Source organism: Phytopseudomonas daroniae, assembly GCF_004327285.1.
Taxonomy (GTDB): Bacteria; Pseudomonadota; Gammaproteobacteria; order Pseudomonadales; family Pseudomonadaceae; genus Aquipseudomonas; species Aquipseudomonas daroniae.
Genome location: NZ_QJUI01000003.1, coordinates 88,989 through 106,051, shown reverse-complemented (window position 1 = coordinate 106,051; position 17,063 = coordinate 88,989). Strand labels below are relative to the sequence as shown.

Below are 17,063 nucleotides of genomic sequence, written 5' to 3'. Positions count from 1 at the left end.
ATCGACAACGCACAGCCGGTGTCGCGTGCACTCAGAACAGGCCAAGCGTCCAGGCAACGCCGAACAGCACCAGCGAGAAGCCCCACATCCACCAGAACGAATAGCGGATGTGCTTGCCCATCTCCAGCCTGGCCAGACCGAGCGCCAGCCACAGCGCGGGTGAGAACGGGCTGATGAAAGTACCGATGATATTGCCGATCATCAGCGCATAGACCACGCTCGGTGCCGCGACGCCATGGTTCTCGACCACTTCCATGACCACCGGCAGCAAGCCGAAGTAATAGGCGTCGGTATTGAGCAGGAACTCCATCGGGAAACCGAAGATCCCCAGGATGATATGCAACTGGCCAACCATGCTGGCGGGCAACACCCTGACCAGATCCTGAGCGATGGACGTGAGCATGCCGGTGCCGGCAAGAATCCCGAGCATCGAACCCGCGGCGAGAATGATCATGCCCATTCCCAACGCCGCTGCCGAGTGGGCCGCGATGCGCTGCATCTGCAACTTGCCATTGGGGTAGTTGATCAGCAGCGCCAGGCTCAAGCCGATCATGAACACATAGCCAGCCGGCAACACGCCCGTGAACAGCGCCACGAGTACCAGCAGGAACAGACCGGCGTTGATCCACATCCGCCCGGGCCGTTCGAGCGCGAGCTCTTCATCACTGATCTCGCCAGGATTGCCCACGTGATCCACTTCACCGTCGTCCACCACGGTGCCGCCGGTTGCTGCGATACGGCGCTGCTCGCGCCAGCCAAGCAAAGCGGACAGCGCCACCAGCAACACCACACCGACGCCCTGAATGGCCAGCAATGGCCGCCACAGCTCCGTCACGTCCAGCCCAGTGACCGCCGCCGAGCGGCCCAGGGGCCCTGCCCAAGGCACCATGTTGAGAATGCCGGCGCCGGTGGCCAGCAGCATCAACATCAGGTACGGGCTCATGCGCAACTGCTTGTAAAGCGGTAGCAAGGCAGGAATGGTCAGCAGGAAGGTGGTAGCGCCAGCACCGTCGAGATGGGCCAGCATACCGATGATCGCCGTGGCGACCGCCACGGCGATTACGTTGCCGCGGGTCAGCTTGACCATGAACCCGATGATCGGGCGAAACAGGCCGGTGTCCTGCAGCACGCCGAAGAAGGTGATGGCGAAGATGAACATGGTGGCGATGGCTATCACCCGGCTGACGCCATCGGTGAAGAATCCGGAAATTTCTTCCGGGCCAAAACCCGCACAGAGCGCGCCCAGCAATGGCACCACGATCAACGGCAGTACGGGCGACATACGCCCGCTAAGCAACAGTGCAACCAGGCAGACGATGGTCAACAGGCCAATCAGGGTCAACAAACCGATTTCTCCTCTTTTTCTTGTGTTAGTCGGTGCAGGCACGACAAGAGGCGCGGATTCTAGAAGCCGAACCTTTCAGCAACCTTTACCCAACGCATCGTCAAACCATGTTTTGTCAGTGAATATGTAAGATTCGCCTACGAAATAACGGCCATGGATTGCTAAGCTGTCGGCCCACTCAGCACTGGAGCCTTGCCATGCCATCAAACAGAACGGCACTGATCATCGGTGCCTCACGCGGCATCGGCCTGGGCCTGGTGCGCCAGCTACACGCCGATGGCTGGCAGGTCACCGCCACCGTGCGCGACCCGACCCGTGCGACGGATCTGCAGGCACTGGAGGGCGTGCGCATCGAGTCACTGGATATCGACGACAACACGGCACTACAGAATCTGGTGAAACGCCTGGGCGGTCAGGCATTCGATCTGCTGTTCGTCAACGCCGGTATTCTCGGCCCGGCCCACCAATCCGCTGCGGCCGCCACTGCCGAGGAGCTGGGCCAGCTGTTCCTGACCAACGTGGTGGCGCCGATTCGCCTGGCCGAACGCCTGGTCGGACAATTGCGGCCGCATACCGGGGTGCTGGCGTTCATGAGTTCAGGGCTGGGCAGCGTGGCGAATCCGGAAGGCAACAACCTGGCGCTGTACAAGGCCAGCAAGGCAGCGCTCAACTCGCTGACCAACAGCTTCGTCTGCGAATTGCCGGAGCCGCGCCCGACGGTGCTGTCGCTGCACCCGGGCTGGGTAAAGACCGATATGGGAGGCGATGGCGCCACGGTCGAAGTGATCGACAGCTGCCGCGGCCTGATCGAGCAGGTTGAGCGCCATGCCGGGCGCGGGGGTCACCATTTTGTTGACTACCAGGGCAACCCTATCGCCTGGTAACCGAGGTCAGTCCACAAACAGCGCAGCCACCCAGGTTGCTATCGCCGGCAAGCCGACTCCTACCAGAATGGTCGTGGTTACAGCCCGAGCATCGCCAGCATGATGAACGTGGCGAACAGCACGAAATGGGTCATGCCCTCGATGGCATTGGTTTCGCCATCATTGAGATTGATCGCGCAGACGATCAGGGTGATGAACACCATCACCGTCTGTACCGGGGTCATGGCCATCTGGAACGGCTGACCGCTGTACAGCGCCATGGCTTCCATCACCGGCACGGTGAGGATCACCGTCGACAGCGACGCGCCGAGGGCGATGTTGACCACCGACTGCATACGGTTGGCCAGGGCCGCACGCAACGCAGTGAGAATTTCCGGTGCGGCGGAAATCCCCGCCACCACGATGGCCGTGAGCACTGGCGGGGCACCGCTACCTTCGAGGCCGACATCCAGAGCCTGCGACATTACTTCGGCAAGCACGCCGATGACCACGACGCCAAAGACCAGCACGCCCACTGACCACGCCACGTTGACCTGTGGCGCACTGGCCGCCTGCACAGCGCCGCCCCGGCTCTTTTTCTCCGGATAGCTGTAGCTGAAGAAGTAACTGTGCGGACCAACCTGCATGCGCAGGAACACGGCGTACAACACCAGCATGGCGACAATGGTGAAGGCCGAATACACCTTCCAGTCCGACTCGGGAATGAACTCGGGCACCACCATCGAAATCCCCATGGCAGTGAGGATCATCACGCTGTAGCTGCGCGCGGAGTCGTCGTTATAGGACTGCTCGCCATGTTTGAGCCCACCCATCAGCGCGGCCAGACCGAGAATACCGTTGATATCGAGCATCACCGCCGAGTAGATGGTGTCGCGCACCAGGGTCGGCGACGCCTGGTTGCTCATCATGATCGCCAGGATCACCACCTCCACCAGCACCGCCGAAAGCGTGAGGATCATGGTGCCGTATGGGTCGCCGACCCGCTCCGCCAACTGCTCGGCGTGGTGGGCCACACGCAGCGAAGCGCAGACGATGGCGGCGATCAGCGCCACCGCGCCGGCCAGCGCAATACCCTGGCCATGACCGAGCAACGCATGTTCCATCGGCAAGGCGATGACAGCGGCGAGCACGGCCAGTAGCAGCCAGTATTCCTGCTTGATGGCGTTCAACATGGACGATTCCTTTCATGGAGGAGCGCATCGATCCTGCTCCGACTGCAACATGCTGTAAATAATTCCCACGCGATACCGCCCAGGCTCTCGATGCCGCATGCCTGGTTGCATGCGGTTAAACTTCCCGGCCAAGCCCGATGAACGAGATTGCCCCCATGTACGACTGGCTCAACGCCCTGCCCAAGGCCGAACTGCACCTGCACCTCGAAGGCTCCCTGGAGCCCGAGCTGCTGTTCGCCCTGGCCGAACGCAATGGCATCGCCCTGCCCTGGAACGATGTCGAGGCGCTGCGCGCAGCCTATGCCTTCAACAACCTGCAGGAATTCCTCGACCTCTACTACCAGGGCGCCGACGTGCTGCGCACCGAGCAGGACTTCTACGACCTGACCTGGGCCTACCTGCTCAAGTGCAAGGCGCAGAACGTCATCCATACCGAACCCTTCTTCGACCCACAGACCCACACCGACCGCGGCATTCCCTTCGAGGTGGTGCTGCGTGGCATCAAACAGGCGTTGGACGATGGCGAGAAACAGCTGGGCATCAGCCACGGCCTGATCCTCAGCTTCCTCCGCCACCTGCCCGAAGAACAGGCATTCAAGACCCTGGAACAGGCCATGCCGTTTCGCGACGCCTTTATCGCCGTGGGCCTGGACAGTTCCGAGCAAGGCTTTCCGCCGCGGCTGTTCCAGCGTGTGTTCGACAAGGCCCGCAGCGAGGGCCTGTTGACCGTCGCCCACGCCGGCGAGGAAGGCCCACCGGAATACATCTGGGAAGCCCTGGATCTGCTCAAGATCGAACGCATCGACCACGGCGTGCGCGCCAGCGAAGACGAACGCCTGATGCAGCGCATCATCGACGAACAGATCCCGCTGACCGTGTGCCCGCTGTCCAACACCAAGCTCTGCGTGTTCGAGCACATGGGCCAGCACAATATCCTCGCCATGCTCGAGCGCGGCGTGAAGGTCACGGTCAACTCCGACGACCCGGCCTACTTCGGCGGCTACGTCAGCGAAAACTTCGCCGCCCTGCACCAGGGCCTGGGCATGAGCGAAGATCAGGCCCGGCGCCTGGCGCAGAACAGCCTGGAGGCACGGCTGGCGTAGGCCCTGCCGACGCTTCGGCGCGTCGATACACGAATCGTGTTGCCAGGCTTCACGCTTGGCTCATTGATGGCTGACGGGGGCGCCCTATCCTGGGTTCGGGCGCCCGCTGCGCGCCGCCCGCGTATGGCAGGCGGTCGTAGCAGGCGTTGCAGGAGCCGCCCGGTGGGTGGCTCCGCCCCGAATAACGTCAAGCGAGCCCTAGACCATGAGTCGCGCCAAGACCCTCTACGACAAACACATAGATTCCCATACCGTGTGCACGCTGGACGATGCCGGCCACGTGCTGCTGTACATCGACCGCCAGGTACTCAACGAATACACCAGCCCCCAGGCCTTCAGCGGCCTGCGCGAGGCCACCCGGCCGGTGTGGCGCCCGGCGACGGCCCTGGCAGTGGTCGACCACGTCAACCCCACCGCCCCTAACCGGGTGGCCGCCATGCCGGATGCCGGTGGCGCACGCCAGGTCGCCTACCTGGCCGAGAACTGTCGCGATTTCGCCATCGAGCTGTTCGATGTGCTGGACAAGCGCCAAGGCATCGAACACGTGGTCGCGCCCGAACAGGGCTTCATCCTGCCCGGTATGGTGGTCGCCGCTGGCGATAGCCACACCACCACCTACGGCGCCCTGGGCGCCTTCGGCTTCGGTATCGGCACCTCGGAAATCGAGCATCTGCTGGCCTCCCAGACCCTGGTCTACAAACGCCTGAAAAGCATGCGCGTGACCGTCACCGGCGAGCTGGGCCCAGGGGTGGCGTCCAAGGACATCATCATGGCCCTGATCGAACGGATCGGCGCGGCCGGCGCGACCGGCTACGCCATCGAATTCTGCGGCCCGGGCATCGATGCGCTCAGCGTCGAAGCCCGCATGACCATCTGCAACATGGCGGTCGAAGCCGGCGCCCGGGGCGCCTTCATGGCGCCGGACGACAAGGTGTTCGCCTACCTTCGGGACAAGCCACGGGCGCCCAGGGGCGCGTTGTGGGAACAGGCCGTAGCGCGCTGGCGGCACTTGCGCAGCGACCCCGAGGCGCAGTTCGACCGTGAAGTGCGGATCGATGCCAGCCAGTTGCAGCCCATGGTCACCTGGGGCACCAGCCCGGATCAGGCCGCGCCCATCGACGGTTGCGTACCGGATCCGCTACAGCAGCCTGACCTGATCCTGCGCCGTGACCTGCAGCGCGCACTCGCCTACATGGGCCTGGAGCCGGGTCAGCCACTCAAGGGCGTCCCCATCGACCATGCCTTTATCGGCTCCTGCACCAATGCCCGTATCGAAGACCTGCGCCAGGTCGCCGAGGTTGTCAGGCAGCGCAAGGTCGCCAGCCATGTACGCGCCATGATCGTGCCCGGCTCCACCGCCGTGCGCGACCAGGCCGAAGCCGAGGGCCTGGCGCAGATTTTCCGCGACGCCGGTTTCGAGTGGCGTCAGTCAGGCTGCTCGATGTGCCTGGCGATGAACGATGACGTGCTGCAGACCGGCAACCGTTGCGCGTCGAGCACCAACCGCAATTTCGAAGGCCGTCAGGGCGCCGGTGCGCGCACCCACCTGATGAGCCCGGCGATGGTCGCCGCGGCAGCCATCGCCGGGCACCTGACCGACCTTCGTTCCCTCTGATTCGCGAGGCCAGCATGCAGCCCTTCACCACTGTCAGCGGCACAGCCGCCCCTTTTCTCGCCGCCAACGTCGACACCGATGTGATCATGCCCAAGCAGTTTCTCAAGGGCATCGACCGCCAGGGTCTGGATCGCGGCCTGTTCTTCGACCTGCGCTTTCTCGCCGACGGCCAGCTCAACCCTGAATTCATCCTCAACCAGCCCGCCTGGCGCGACGCACGCTTCCTGGTGGTGGGGCCCAACTTCGGTTGCGGCTCCAGCCGTGAACACGCGGTCTGGGGCTTGAAGCAGTTGGGTATTCGGGCACTGATCGGCAGCAGTTTCGCCGGAATCTTCTTCGACAACTGCCAGCGCAACGGCGTGCTCACCATCAGCCTGAGCGACGCCGAAGCGGGCCGGCTCGGCCAGTGGGTCGGTCAGGCCGAGCACAACCGCCTCGAGGTCGATCTGGCGGCGCAAAGAATCGGCCTCAGCGACGGCCGCAGCCTGGCGTTCAGCATCGACCCGCTGCGCAAGGAGGCGCTGCTGCACGGCCTGGACGCCATCGGCAGCACCCTGCGACGCGCCGAACAGATTCGCCAGTTCGAGCGCCGCCATCTGCAGGAAAACCCCTGGCTGGCCTGACGCCAGCGCTTGCCAGGGAGCTGCAGACGGAACATTCCCGGTCACGCAGCGACGACCCTAAGAGTGGCCGCCAGGGATGGCGGGCCACACACGATACCCCGTTGGCTTATCCGGCCATGGTGGGGCCGAGAAACGCCAGTACCTCGTCGAGCAACAGCTGCGGGACTTCTTCAGCGATGTAATGGCCGCTCGGCAGGGCCTTGCCACGCACGTCATCGGCCACCTGGCGCCACTCGCGCAGCGGATCGAAGCAATGCCCCACGGTGCCATCGGCACCCCACAGGGCCAACAGCGGCATGCTCAGCCTGCGCCCGGCCTGCAGATCGGCGCGATCATGCTCCAGGTCGATGCCGGCGCTGGCGCGGTAGTCCTCGCAGACGCCATGGGCGGCTCCGGGCAACTGCATGCAGCGCAGGTACTCGGCGAAGGCCTGCTCGGTAAAAGGCCGCATGCCCGCGCTACGCGCGCCCATAACGCTGCGTAGATACAGCTGTGGGTCGGCTTCGATCAGGGTTTCCGGCAATGGCGCCGGACGAATCAGGAAGAACCAATGCCAGTAGGCCTTGGCGAACGCCTCGCTGGTTTGCGCGTACATCGCCAGGGTCGGCGCGATATCCAGGGTTATCAGATGCTTCACCGCCTGGGGATGATCCAGCGCCAGGCGGTGGGCGACCCGCGCGCCTCGGTCGTGGGCCAGCACGTCGAACCGGGCGAAACCCAGCGCACGCATCAGCTCGAGGCCGTCCAGGGCCATCTGCCGCTTGGAATAGGCGAGATGCTGCGCGTCACCCTCCGGCTTGTCGCTATCGCCATAACCACGCAGGTCGGCGGCCACCACGGTGAAGTGCTCAGCCAGCCGGTCGGCCACCTTGTGCCACATCACGTGGGTTTGCGGGTGCCCGTGCAGCAGTAGCAAGCCATGGCCACTGCCGCCCTTGCGGTAATGGATGGTGATGCCGTTGACCTGGCAGCGGCCCTGTTCGAACGAGGCAAACATCGTTGAGTCTCCTTATGAGATGGTCTGCCGCCATTCTCGGCTGCCCGGGACGCGGGACTAAGGCACAAAACGTGGTGTGGCCATTCATGAAGCGTGGCCAAAGGCCGGCAGCGTCGACAGGTAATGCTCGAGAAACTCCACGCAGACGCGCAACTTGGCTGAATGGGCCAGGCGCGTGGGATACACCGCCCAGACATTGGCGCTCTGGCTGCACTCGGGTAACAGCTGCACCAGTTCCCCGCTCTGCAGCAGCGGTTGCACCTCCCACTGCGAGCGCAACATGATGCCGCGCCCGGCCAATGCCCAGGCCAGGACGATTTCCCCGCTGTTGGAGGACAGCGGGCCATTGACGCGCAGGCTGTGCGTCTCGCCATCACGCTGCAGATTCCAGATACCGAAGGGATAGTCGCGCTCCTTGATCACCAGGCAATCATGCTCCTGCAACGCCTCCAGGCTGGCAGGCACGCCGCGTCGCTGCAGATACCCGGGCGAGGCGCACAACACCCGGCTGTTGCTGGCCAGGCGTCGGCCGATGCATTGCCCCGGCAGGTCGTCGCCCACGCGAATCTCCAGGTCGAAGCCTTCACCGACGATATCCACCACACGGTCGAATACCTCCAGGCGCACGTCGAGATCCGGGTACTGCTCCACCAGTCGGGCGATGGCCGGAGCCAGGTGCGTCCGGCCAAAGCCAAGGCTACTGCTGATGCGCAGCAACCCTCGGGGCGTCTGCCGAGCGACGGACAACTCGTCGAACAAGGCGTCCATATCATCGAGAATGCGCAGTGCCCAGCGCAGGGTACGCTCACCATCCTCGGTCAGTGCGACACGCCGTGTGGTGCGGTGCAACAGGCGGGTTTTCAGGGTCGCTTCCAGTATCTGGATGCGCTTGCTGACATAGGCGGGAGACACGCCGAGCTCCTCCGCCGCGGCGGCGAAGCCCTGCTTGCGCATGACGGTGAGAAAGACCCGCAAATCCTCGGGCAGAGGGAAGGGATCACGTGAGCTGTTCATGACCCGACTCCGCGGCTGGGTAAACGCCGAGGATACCGGCTGGCAGGCGCCAGGGCGACCCTGGCGCTCGCCCGGCGATCAGTGCTGGTGATGCTCGGCCGCGGCCGGTTCATCCTTCTGCACCGCCACCTCGACCTGCACCTGCCCGGCCTTTTCGAAGGTCAGGGTCAGCGGGAAACGATCCCCATCCCTGGCCTGTTGCTTCAGGTCGAACAGCATCACGTGGTAGCCCATGGGGGCGAATTTCACTTCGCCGCCAGCGGGAATCACCACATTCGGTACCTGCTGCATCTTCATCATGCCGCCGACATGGGCATGCTCGTGAATCTCCGCCTTGCCAGCCACCGGTGTCTCAATGGCCAACAGGCGATCATCCTGGTCACCCTTGTTGTGCACCACGAAATAGGCCGCGGCGGTTGGCGCCACCGGCGGCATTTCCCGCGACCAGGGATGGTCGATATGCAGCTCGCCAGCGTCGTACTCGTGAGCAGTGGCCAGCAGGCTGGCGGCGAGCAGCGCGGTGGTCAGCGCGATTTTCTTCAATGACATGGTGATTCTCCGTGGATCGAATGGAATACAAGGCCGTACCCGCGGGCATGGCAACGAAAGGTCAAGCCAGCCGGCGTGTCGCAAGACGCGACAGCAGCAGAAAATCCAGGGCCCAGATCAGCAGCAAGGAAGCACCCACGAGTGGGAACAGCACGCCGAGGCCGATCATGATCGCCACGCCGACCTTCCAGCGCGGCAGGTCATGGCGCAGCGGCGGCACGCCGAGGCTGCCGCTGGGCCGTCGGCGCCACCACATGATCAGGCCGCTGATCGAGCTGAGCAGAATCAGCAGGCACACGACGAAGATGAACAACTGATGCGGCAGACCGTAGAGCTTGCCCATGTGCAGCATCACGCCACTTTCCACGGTGCGGGCCGCCAGGCCGTAATCGCGCCAGCGTACATCGGCCAGTACGGCGGCGCTGTACTGGTCGATGTGCAGCGTGGCGTCGTTACGTGGATCATCGGCGAACACCGCGATGGTGTAGACGCCCTCCGGGGTGGTCGGGAAGGTGATGCTGTAGCCCGGATGCACGCCTCGCTCGCTGGCGATATCCACCACCGCCTGCAAGCTTACCGTCGGTGTCGCCGTGGAGACCGGCCTGGCACCGCCGTTGTGCGCGGCGTGGGGATCGGACACCGGCATCGGTGTGTTTTCCAGCGCCCAGGGCACGATCTGCCTGTGGCTCTGGTTGAGTACACCGACCTGGCGATCCGAGGTCGGCACCTCGTCCCACATGGCCGCGGGAAAGTGATTCCAGGCTCCGGCGAACTGCTTGCCCCAGAACCCCGTCCAGGTCATGCCGGTGAGCAGCATGAACAGCAGCAACAAGGCCCCCCAGAAACCGGTGACGGCATGCAGGTCGCGCCAGAACAGCCGGCCACGGGCTGACAGCCGCGGCCACAGCACGCCAGCCTTGTTGTTGCCCCGAGGCCACCAGAGATACAGGCCGGAGACCACCAGCACCACACCCCAGCCGGCAGCCAGTTCGATCAGACGATCACCCGGCGTGCCGATCAGCAGGTCGGCGTGCAGCGCACGGGCCAGCGCCTGCAGATTGTCGTGGGCATCCTGGGTACCGAGGATGGCGCCGCTGTAGGGGTCGACGAATACATTGCGGGTGCGCTCGCCAACAGCGGCGATGAACTGCGCGCTATGGTCGGCATCCACCGGCGGCAGGTATTGGCTGACGCTGCCCTGGGGGTAGACCGCCTGTACCCGGCCAAGCATTTCATCGGCTGTCAGTGATTGGCCGCTGGCCTCCACTTGCAGCAGATCGGCGTACATCAGTTGATCGAGCTGTGGCTTGAACAGGTAGATGATGCCGGTCAACGACAACATGATCATGAAGGGAATGACGAACAGGCCGGCATAGAAATGCCAGCGCCAGGCCAGGTTATAGAACGAGGGTGTCGCGTTTCTCATGTGGAACCCGATCTTGTGCGTAAGCGAATTGCCCACAACGCCAAAACACGCAGCAGGCAACGACAACCAAACGAGGTCAGGCGATCAGCGGAGAAGCGCGAGGGTTGGCCGAGGGCCAGAGATAGCGCACGGCCCCGCCGGGTTCGGCGTTGGGGCGCGGGTTTGCCGGGCGCAGGCGTGGCAACAGGCCAAGCAGGCCGAAAAAGGCAGCGAGCGCCAGGGCAACGAAGGTGGAACACAACGGGCAACCGGATCCCGTCGAGGGCATCGGCATGCCGGAATCGACGCCGCCCATGTCCATGGCACCGCTGCCACTTGCATCGAGGGCGCAGTAGCCGCCGTCCATCCCGCTGAGTTGCAGGCCGGTCATCTGTCCGTGACCGATGGCACAGGCGAACGCGCTGAACAGGACGCTGAAATACAGCACCCAGGCGAGCAACGAGCGATCAGAGCGGGACAGGTTCATGGGCGGCGATTTTAGGGCTTGTGGCGTATCAGGTGCTGCGGTGGATTGCCGCAGAGCTTAGCGACCCCACGGAGCCTGCGCCAGCAACTCGGCGCAGCGCGCCTGGACGAACTCGCGCAATAGATTCACCGGTTTGCTCAGTTGCTCACGATGGGTGCAGATCAGATTGAGCGGTGTCGGCTCGCCCAGCACCTGCGGCAAGAGGATCTTCAAGCGCCCGGCGTGCACATCACCCGCCACGTCGAGCCAGGACTTGTACACCACACCCGCCCCTGCGACCGCCCAGCGGCGCACCACGTCGGCATCGTCACTGAGCCGGTCGCCAGCGACCTGCAGGCTGTGCTCGCCGTCGGCATCGTGAAAGCGCCAACGCTCGTAGGCACGGCCACCGAGCATGTAGATGAGGCAGTTGTGCTCGCGCAGATCACTGATCTGCTGCGGCTCGCCATGCCGCTGCAGATAAGCCGGCGCCGCGCACAGCACCCGGCGATTGCCGGGTGCCACAGGCAGCGCCACCAGGCTCGAGTCTTCCGGCGCGCCGTAGCGCAGGGCGATATCCACGGGCTCGCGAAACAGATCGGTGACCCGGTCGCCAAGCAGCAACCGCAGTTGTACCTGCGGATGCGCCTGCATGAACGTATCGAGCCATGGCAGCAAGGTATTGCGACCGAAATCGGACGGCACCGAGAGCTGCAGCGGCCCGCTGATGGCGGATTTGCTCCCGGCCAACTGCTGGCGCCCGGCCTCCAGGCTCTGCAATGCCTGCCGGGCATGCACCAGAAAGGCTTCGCCCTCGCCGGTCAGGCGCAGGCTGCGAGTCGAGCGGGCGAATAGCCGCGCCTGCAACTGCTGCTCCAGCCGTTTGAGCCCGGCGCTGGCCACCGCTGGCGAGATATCGAGCAGGCGCGCTGCGGCAGACAGGCTGCCTTCCTGGGCGATACGCACGAACAGTTGCAGGTCGTCAAAACGCAGCATGGCGTCGATCTTCAAAAAAATATTGAAAGAGACTCTACCTTCATCCGGTTTTTCCTGGCAATGGATTGGCGCAAGCTGCGTTCATCTCAGTCACCAGACAGGACACTCACATGAAAGCCGTCGCCTATCACCAGTCGCTACCCATCGATGACCCGCAAGCCTTGCAGGACGTGCAACTGGATGTACCAACGCCAGGGCCACGGGATCTCCTCGTCGAGGTCAGGGCCATCTCCGTGAACCCGGTGGACACCAAGATCCGCCGCAACGTGGCACCGGAAGGAGGTCAGCCCAAGGTGTTGGGCTGGGACGCCGCCGGCGTGGTCAAGGCAGTCGGCAGCGACGTAACCCTGTTCAAGGTCGGCGACGAGGTTTCCTATGCCGGCGCCATCAATCGCGCGGGTGCCAACAGCGAGCTGCATCTGGTCGATGAACGCATCGTCGGCCGTAAACCGCGCAGCCTGCCCTTCGCCGAAGCCGCGGCCATGCCGCTCACTGCGATCACCGCCTGGGAGCTGCTGTTCGATCGTCTGCAGGTCGCCGACGGCACCGCCGACCAGGGCCAGAGCCTGCTGATCGTCGGCGCGGCGGGTGGCGTCGGCTCGATGCTGGTGCAACTGGCCCGCCAACTCACCGGGCTGACCGTGATCGGCACTGCTTCACGGCCAGAAACCCAGGCCTGGGTACGCGAGCTGGGCGCTCATCACGTGATCGACCACAGCAAGCCACTGAACGAGGAACTGGTTCGTATCGGCATCCCCCAGGTCAGCCATGTGGCCAGCCTGACCCAGACCGACCTGCACTACGACGCCCTGGTCGAAGCACTGGCCCCGCAAGGCCGCCTGGCGCTGATCGATGATCCGCTGCAACCGCTGGATGTGATGAAACTCAAGCGCAAGAGCATCTCCCTGCACTGGGAACTGATGTTCACCCGCTCGCTGTTCGAAACCGCCGACATGATCGAACAGCATCGCCTGCTCGACCGCGTAGCCGATCTGGTCGACGCCGGCACCCTGAAAACCACCCTGGGCGAACACTTCGGCACCATCAACGCCGACAACCTGCGCCGCGCCCACGCCCTGCTGGAAAGCGGCAAGGCAAAAGGCAAGATCGTGTTGGAAGGGTTCTGAAATCCGGGTTAGCCAACGAACGTTAGGGGGGTTAGCGACGCCAAGCATCGTGGCGCGTCGCGTAATCCACCAGGCGATATCCGCTGTGACGCCGATGGTGGGTTACGGCGCGGCGACAATCGCGCGATCTTTATGTCCACCCTACGAAGAGCTCGCGGCTACTGAAATCGCGCGCAGTGATCCTCGGCCGGCAGGGCGGCGGTGTACCACACATAGTCCGCCTGCTCTGCCGTCACCGGCTTGCCCACCTCGGCGAGGATCAGTACCTGGGCGGTAGCGGATGCGCCCAAATCGCTGAGGTGCAGCGGCACACCCAGGTCACGCCGCACGTGGAAGGCGCCGGCGAACAGCATCGCTGGCTGCGGCGCGGCCAGCAGGCGTTCGGCCATGCGCCGGTCACGTTGCTGCTGCACCGCCAGCATCGCGGGTAACTGGCTGACCGGCAGCTTGTCGCAGTGAGACTCGCGAATCTGCGCCAGCAGCGGCTCACGCACCGTTGCGGCGGTCGACGCACGGCCCTGCAGAACAGGCTGCTCACGGTAGATGGCCATGATCTCGGCGCGGTCGAGATTCGCCGCTCTCAGCCCATGATCCTGAGCCAGCCCGTGGCGCACGATCGGCCCATACAACGTCCAGGGCCAGCCATTGCTCCACTCCAGCGCCTTGGGCAGATCATCGATCTGTCGGCCTTCTCTCATCTGCTGCGCCACGTTATCGGCTAACGGCTGTTGGCCGGACGCGAGCATCTCCAGCAGCAAGCCCCCCTGCTTACGACGTTGCTCAAGAGCGCGCAACAACCACAGCTGCAGCGCGTGATGATCCGGGTTGTCGTGCTGCTCACCGACCAGAACATGGGGCATCACAGCCAGGCGTGCCACCAATTGCTCGGGTGTCAGCCGCTCGCCACTATGCAAATCCCGGATCTGCCCCAACTCGGCATGCTCGCGCCCCTGCGGGCTTTGCCACTCTGGCAGCGGTGCCAGCACAGGCTGACCTTGACAGGCGGAAAGCACCAGCACGGCAAACAACAGAAGGGTACGCATGCTGGCTCCTTAACGGGCGACGATAAGCGGATGCCCGCGTTCTGGATGCCGTTGCACCAGCACCTCGAGGCCGAACACGGCCTGTAGCGGCTCGGCACGCAGCACTTCGGCGGGCAGGCCGATGGCATGGGTTCGCCCGTCGTTGAGTAACAGCAGGCGGTCGCAATAACGCGCGGCCAGGTTCAGGTCATGGAGGATCACCATCACCGCCGCGCCTTGTTCGGCAAAGCGGCGCACGGCCTGCAGCGTGGTGTGTTGATGCAGGGGGTCGAGCATGGAGGTCGGTTCGTCGAGCAGCAGCGTCTGCTCGGCGCCGCCCGGCCACAACTGCGCCAGCACCCGCGCCAGATGCACGCGCTGGCGCTCGCCGCCGGACAACTCCAGGTAGCTGCGTTCGGCCAGGTGCTCGGCGTCGGCGGCTTGCAGCGCCTCGCGGACGATCTGCGCATCACGATCCCGACCGGTGTCGTGTGGCATGCGCCCCATGACCACCACATCGCGAACCGCAAAGCCGAAGCTCAGCGACGAACTCTGTGGCAGCACCGCCAGGCGCCGGGCGCGTTCCACGCCATGCCAATCACTCAGTGGACGATTGCCAAGCGATACCTCGCCCGTTGCTGCCGCCAACTCGCCGCACAGGGCACCGAGCAGGGTACTCTTGCCGGCACCGTTCGGGCCGAGCACACCCAGCACCTCGCCGGGCTGCAACTGCAGATCGATATCGGCCAGCACCTGCTTGTCGCCGCGCAGGATCGACAGCTCGTGTGCACTGAGCATCAGGTGCGCCCCCGCAGCAGCAGATAAAGAAAGAACGGTGCGCCGATCAATGCGGTGACGATGCCGATGGGCAGCTCGGCCGGCGACAGAATCAGCCGGGCGAACAAATCCGCCAGGAGCAACAGGCTGGCCCCGGCCAACGCCGAGGCCGGTAGCAGCACGCGGTGATCAGGGCCGACCAGCAGACGTACCAGATGCGGCACCACCAGACCGATGAAACCGATCATCCCGGCCGCCGCCACGGCCGCGCCGACGCCCAGCGCCGTGCAGAACACCAGTTCGCGCTTCAGCCGCTCGACCGCGAAGCCCAGATGGCGCGCCTCGGACTCACCCAGCAGCAAGGCATTCAGCGCCTGGGCTCGGCGCGGCAACCACAGCGCCACGGCGAGGGTCACCAGCAGCAGGGGCCACAGCCGCGCGTAGCTGGCGCCGTTGAGGCTGCCGAGGTTCCAGAAGGTCAGGGTGCGCAAGGTGGCATCGTCGGCCAGGTAGGTGAACAGGCCGATGCAGGCGAACGCCAGGGCATTGAGGGCGATCCCGGCGAGCAACATGGTGGTCACGCTGGTCTGGCCATTGCGCCGACCCAGGCGGTAGACCAGCGCGGTGACCACCAGCCCGCCAAGAAAGGCGCACAGCGACAGCAGATAGGGCGCGAACAGCTCGGGAATACCGCCCAACGCCGCGCCACCGACGATGGCGATAGCCGCGCCGAGCGCCGCACCGCTGGACACCCCGACCAGGCCGGGATCAGCCAACGGGTTGCGAAACAGCCCCTGCATCGCCACGCCACACAGCGCCAGCACCGCCCCGACGGCAAGGCCCAGCAACGTGCGCGGCATGCGGATCTGGCCGAGAATCAGCTCGGCCTGCTGCAGACCTTCACTGTCCAGTGGCAAACCCGCCAGGCGTAACGCGGCCCGCAGCGTGTCGCCCAACGCCAGGCTGACGGGCCCCAGCGCCAGGGATAGCCACAACGCAAGCGCGAGCAGCAGGCCCAGTGCGATAAACAGTGAGCGCGGGCTGATCACCGGCCTCATGGGGTCGCGGGGGTGAGCGGTGTACGGCCCGGATAGAAGGCCGCTGAAAGCTCGGCGAGGCCAGCGGGAATGCGCGGGCCGAGACCGCCGACCAGCAAGGTCGGGTCGATTGCCACCAGGCGCCCTGCCCGACCGGCCTTGGTCGAGGCCAGCGCCGGGTTCTGCTTGAGCAGCGCCTGCCTGGCCTCGTCGCCACTCAGGCGGCGGTCGGCGAAAATCACCACCTCGGGATCCAGCGCCAGCAAGGCCTCGGTGGACAGCGCCTTGTAGCCATTGTGGGTCGTCAGGTTCTTGCCGCCAGCGTGCTCGATGACCCAGGCTGCGGCAGTGTCCTGCCCGCCCGCCATGGGACTGCTGCCGGCGTGACCGAGCAGCAGCAACACGGTCGGCGCCTGGGTATCGGCCTGCGCCTTGGCGACCCAGTCGGCCTGCTCGCTCAGCCGTGCCTGGTATGCGGCGAATACGCTTTCGGCACGCGCCTCGTCGCCCAGCAGTGCACCGATACGCTGCAGATTGCCGTGCAATACCTGCAGATCGGCATCAGCCGACAGGGCTTCGACCTTCACGCCTGCCGCCGCCAGTTGCGCCAGTACGGGCGGTGGGCCCATCTCCTCGGTGCCGAGCAGCACCTCGGGACGCAGGGCAAGGATGCCCTCGGCGGCCAACTGGCGCTGGTAGCCCACGCTCGGCAATTTCTGCAGGGATGCCGGGTGCAGGCTGGTGGTGTCGACGCCGACCAGCCTGCCTTCACCACCCAGTTCCACGACCCACTCGCTGAGCGAGCCGCCGGCGCTGACCCAGCGCTGGGGAAGGTTTTCGGCACTCGCCACCAGCGGCGACAACAGGCTGGCGAACAGGGCGAATACGGCGATGGGGCGGGTCATGGATCAGGCTCCAGAAAAACGGGATT

17 protein-coding genes are annotated in these 17,063 nt (G+C 64.8%); 5 read left to right on the top strand and 12 right to left on the bottom strand.

All coding sequences use genetic code 11. The features are described 5' to 3' along the window. Positions 1–31 precede the first annotated feature (31 nt). Complete coding sequence (locus tag DNK06_RS04050; RefSeq protein WP_131178760.1) at positions 32–1,345, bottom strand: CitMHS family transporter; 1,314 nt, start codon at positions 1,343–1,345, stop codon at positions 32–34. A gap of 197 nt (positions 1,346–1,542) precedes the next feature. Between DNK06_RS04050 and DNK06_RS04045 the strand changes: the two genes are divergently transcribed. Next, positions 1,543–2,229, top strand: coding sequence for an SDR family oxidoreductase (locus tag DNK06_RS04045; protein WP_131178759.1), 687 nt, complete (start codon positions 1,543–1,545; stop codon positions 2,227–2,229). 77 nt (positions 2,230–2,306) lie between these two features. Here the strand turns inward: DNK06_RS04045 and DNK06_RS04040 are convergent, their stop codons facing one another. After that, positions 2,307–3,401 (bottom strand): calcium:cation antiporter, encoded by a 1,095-nt coding sequence (locus DNK06_RS04040; protein WP_131178758.1) that lies wholly within the window; start codon positions 3,399–3,401, stop codon positions 2,307–2,309. A 155-nt stretch (positions 3,402–3,556) separates the two neighbouring features. Between DNK06_RS04040 and DNK06_RS04035 the strand changes: the two genes are divergently transcribed. From DNK06_RS04035 to leuD, 3 genes are all read left to right on the top strand, one after another. Continuing rightward, positions 3,557–4,504 (top strand): adenosine deaminase, encoded by a 948-nt coding sequence (locus DNK06_RS04035; protein ID WP_131178757.1) that lies wholly within the window; start codon positions 3,557–3,559, stop codon positions 4,502–4,504. A gap of 205 nt (positions 4,505–4,709) precedes the next feature. Beyond that, the gene (leuC, locus tag DNK06_RS04030; RefSeq protein WP_131178756.1) at positions 4,710–6,119 is read left to right on the top strand and encodes a 3-isopropylmalate dehydratase large subunit; all 1,410 of its coding nucleotides are present in this window, start codon (positions 4,710–4,712) and stop codon (positions 6,117–6,119) included. A gap of 14 nt (positions 6,120–6,133) precedes the next feature. Next, entirely contained in the window at positions 6,134–6,742 is a 609-nt protein-coding gene (gene leuD, locus DNK06_RS04025) for a 3-isopropylmalate dehydratase small subunit (RefSeq protein ID WP_131178755.1), read from the top strand. Positions 6,743–6,848: 106 nt separating this feature from the next. Here the strand turns inward: leuD and DNK06_RS04020 are convergent, their stop codons facing one another. The 6 genes from DNK06_RS04020 to DNK06_RS03995 all read right to left on the bottom strand — a co-directional run bounded on the left by DNK06_RS04020 (position 6,849) and on the right by DNK06_RS03995 (position 12,169). Next, positions 6,849–7,739, bottom strand: coding sequence for an alpha/beta fold hydrolase (locus tag DNK06_RS04020; protein WP_131178754.1), 891 nt, complete (start codon positions 7,737–7,739; stop codon positions 6,849–6,851). 84 nt (positions 7,740–7,823) lie between these two features. Next, on the bottom strand, positions 7,824–8,753 hold the full coding sequence (locus DNK06_RS04015) for a LysR substrate-binding domain-containing protein (protein ID WP_131178753.1): 930 nt from the start codon (positions 8,751–8,753) through the stop codon (positions 7,824–7,826). A 78-nt stretch (positions 8,754–8,831) separates the two neighbouring features. After that, complete coding sequence (locus DNK06_RS04010) at positions 8,832–9,302, bottom strand: copper chaperone PCu(A)C (RefSeq protein WP_131178752.1); 471 nt, start codon at positions 9,300–9,302, stop codon at positions 8,832–8,834. Positions 9,303–9,363: 61 nt separating this feature from the next. Then, positions 9,364–10,728, bottom strand: coding sequence for a PepSY-associated TM helix domain-containing protein (locus tag DNK06_RS04005; protein WP_131178751.1), 1,365 nt, complete (start codon positions 10,726–10,728; stop codon positions 9,364–9,366). A 76-nt stretch (positions 10,729–10,804) separates the two neighbouring features. Next, complete coding sequence (locus tag DNK06_RS04000) at positions 10,805–11,194, bottom strand: DUF2946 domain-containing protein (RefSeq protein WP_131178750.1); 390 nt, start codon at positions 11,192–11,194, stop codon at positions 10,805–10,807. 57 nt (positions 11,195–11,251) lie between these two features. Then, complete coding sequence (locus DNK06_RS03995; protein WP_131178749.1) at positions 11,252–12,169, bottom strand: LysR family transcriptional regulator; 918 nt, start codon at positions 12,167–12,169, stop codon at positions 11,252–11,254. Positions 12,170–12,279: 110 nt separating this feature from the next. On the opposite strand from DNK06_RS03995, the gene DNK06_RS03990 reads away from it, so the two are divergent. Further along, positions 12,280–13,296: a zinc-binding alcohol dehydrogenase family protein gene (locus DNK06_RS03990; RefSeq protein ID WP_131178748.1), complete on the top strand. Its 1,017-nt coding sequence runs from the start codon at positions 12,280–12,282 to the stop codon at positions 13,294–13,296. A 158-nt stretch (positions 13,297–13,454) separates the two neighbouring features. Here the strand turns inward: DNK06_RS03990 and DNK06_RS03985 are convergent, their stop codons facing one another. From DNK06_RS03985 to DNK06_RS03970, 4 genes are read right to left on the bottom strand one after another with little or no spacing between them, the layout of a single operon-like run. Further along, positions 13,455–14,339: a ChaN family lipoprotein gene (locus DNK06_RS03985; protein ID WP_131178747.1), complete on the bottom strand. Its 885-nt coding sequence runs from the start codon at positions 14,337–14,339 to the stop codon at positions 13,455–13,457. A 9-nt stretch (positions 14,340–14,348) separates the two neighbouring features. Beyond that, positions 14,349–15,116 (bottom strand): heme ABC transporter ATP-binding protein, encoded by a 768-nt coding sequence (locus tag DNK06_RS03980; protein ID WP_131178746.1) that lies wholly within the window; start codon positions 15,114–15,116, stop codon positions 14,349–14,351. Next, positions 15,116–16,153, bottom strand: coding sequence for a FecCD family ABC transporter permease (locus DNK06_RS03975; RefSeq protein ID WP_131178745.1), 1,038 nt, complete (start codon positions 16,151–16,153; stop codon positions 15,116–15,118). The genes DNK06_RS03980 and DNK06_RS03975 overlap by 1 nt, the downstream gene beginning before the upstream one ends. Next, entirely contained in the window at positions 16,150–17,037 is an 888-nt protein-coding gene (locus DNK06_RS03970; protein WP_131178744.1) for a heme/hemin ABC transporter substrate-binding protein, read from the bottom strand. Before DNK06_RS03970 ends, DNK06_RS03975 begins: the two co-directional genes overlap by 4 nt. Positions 17,038–17,063: the final 26 nt, after the last annotated feature.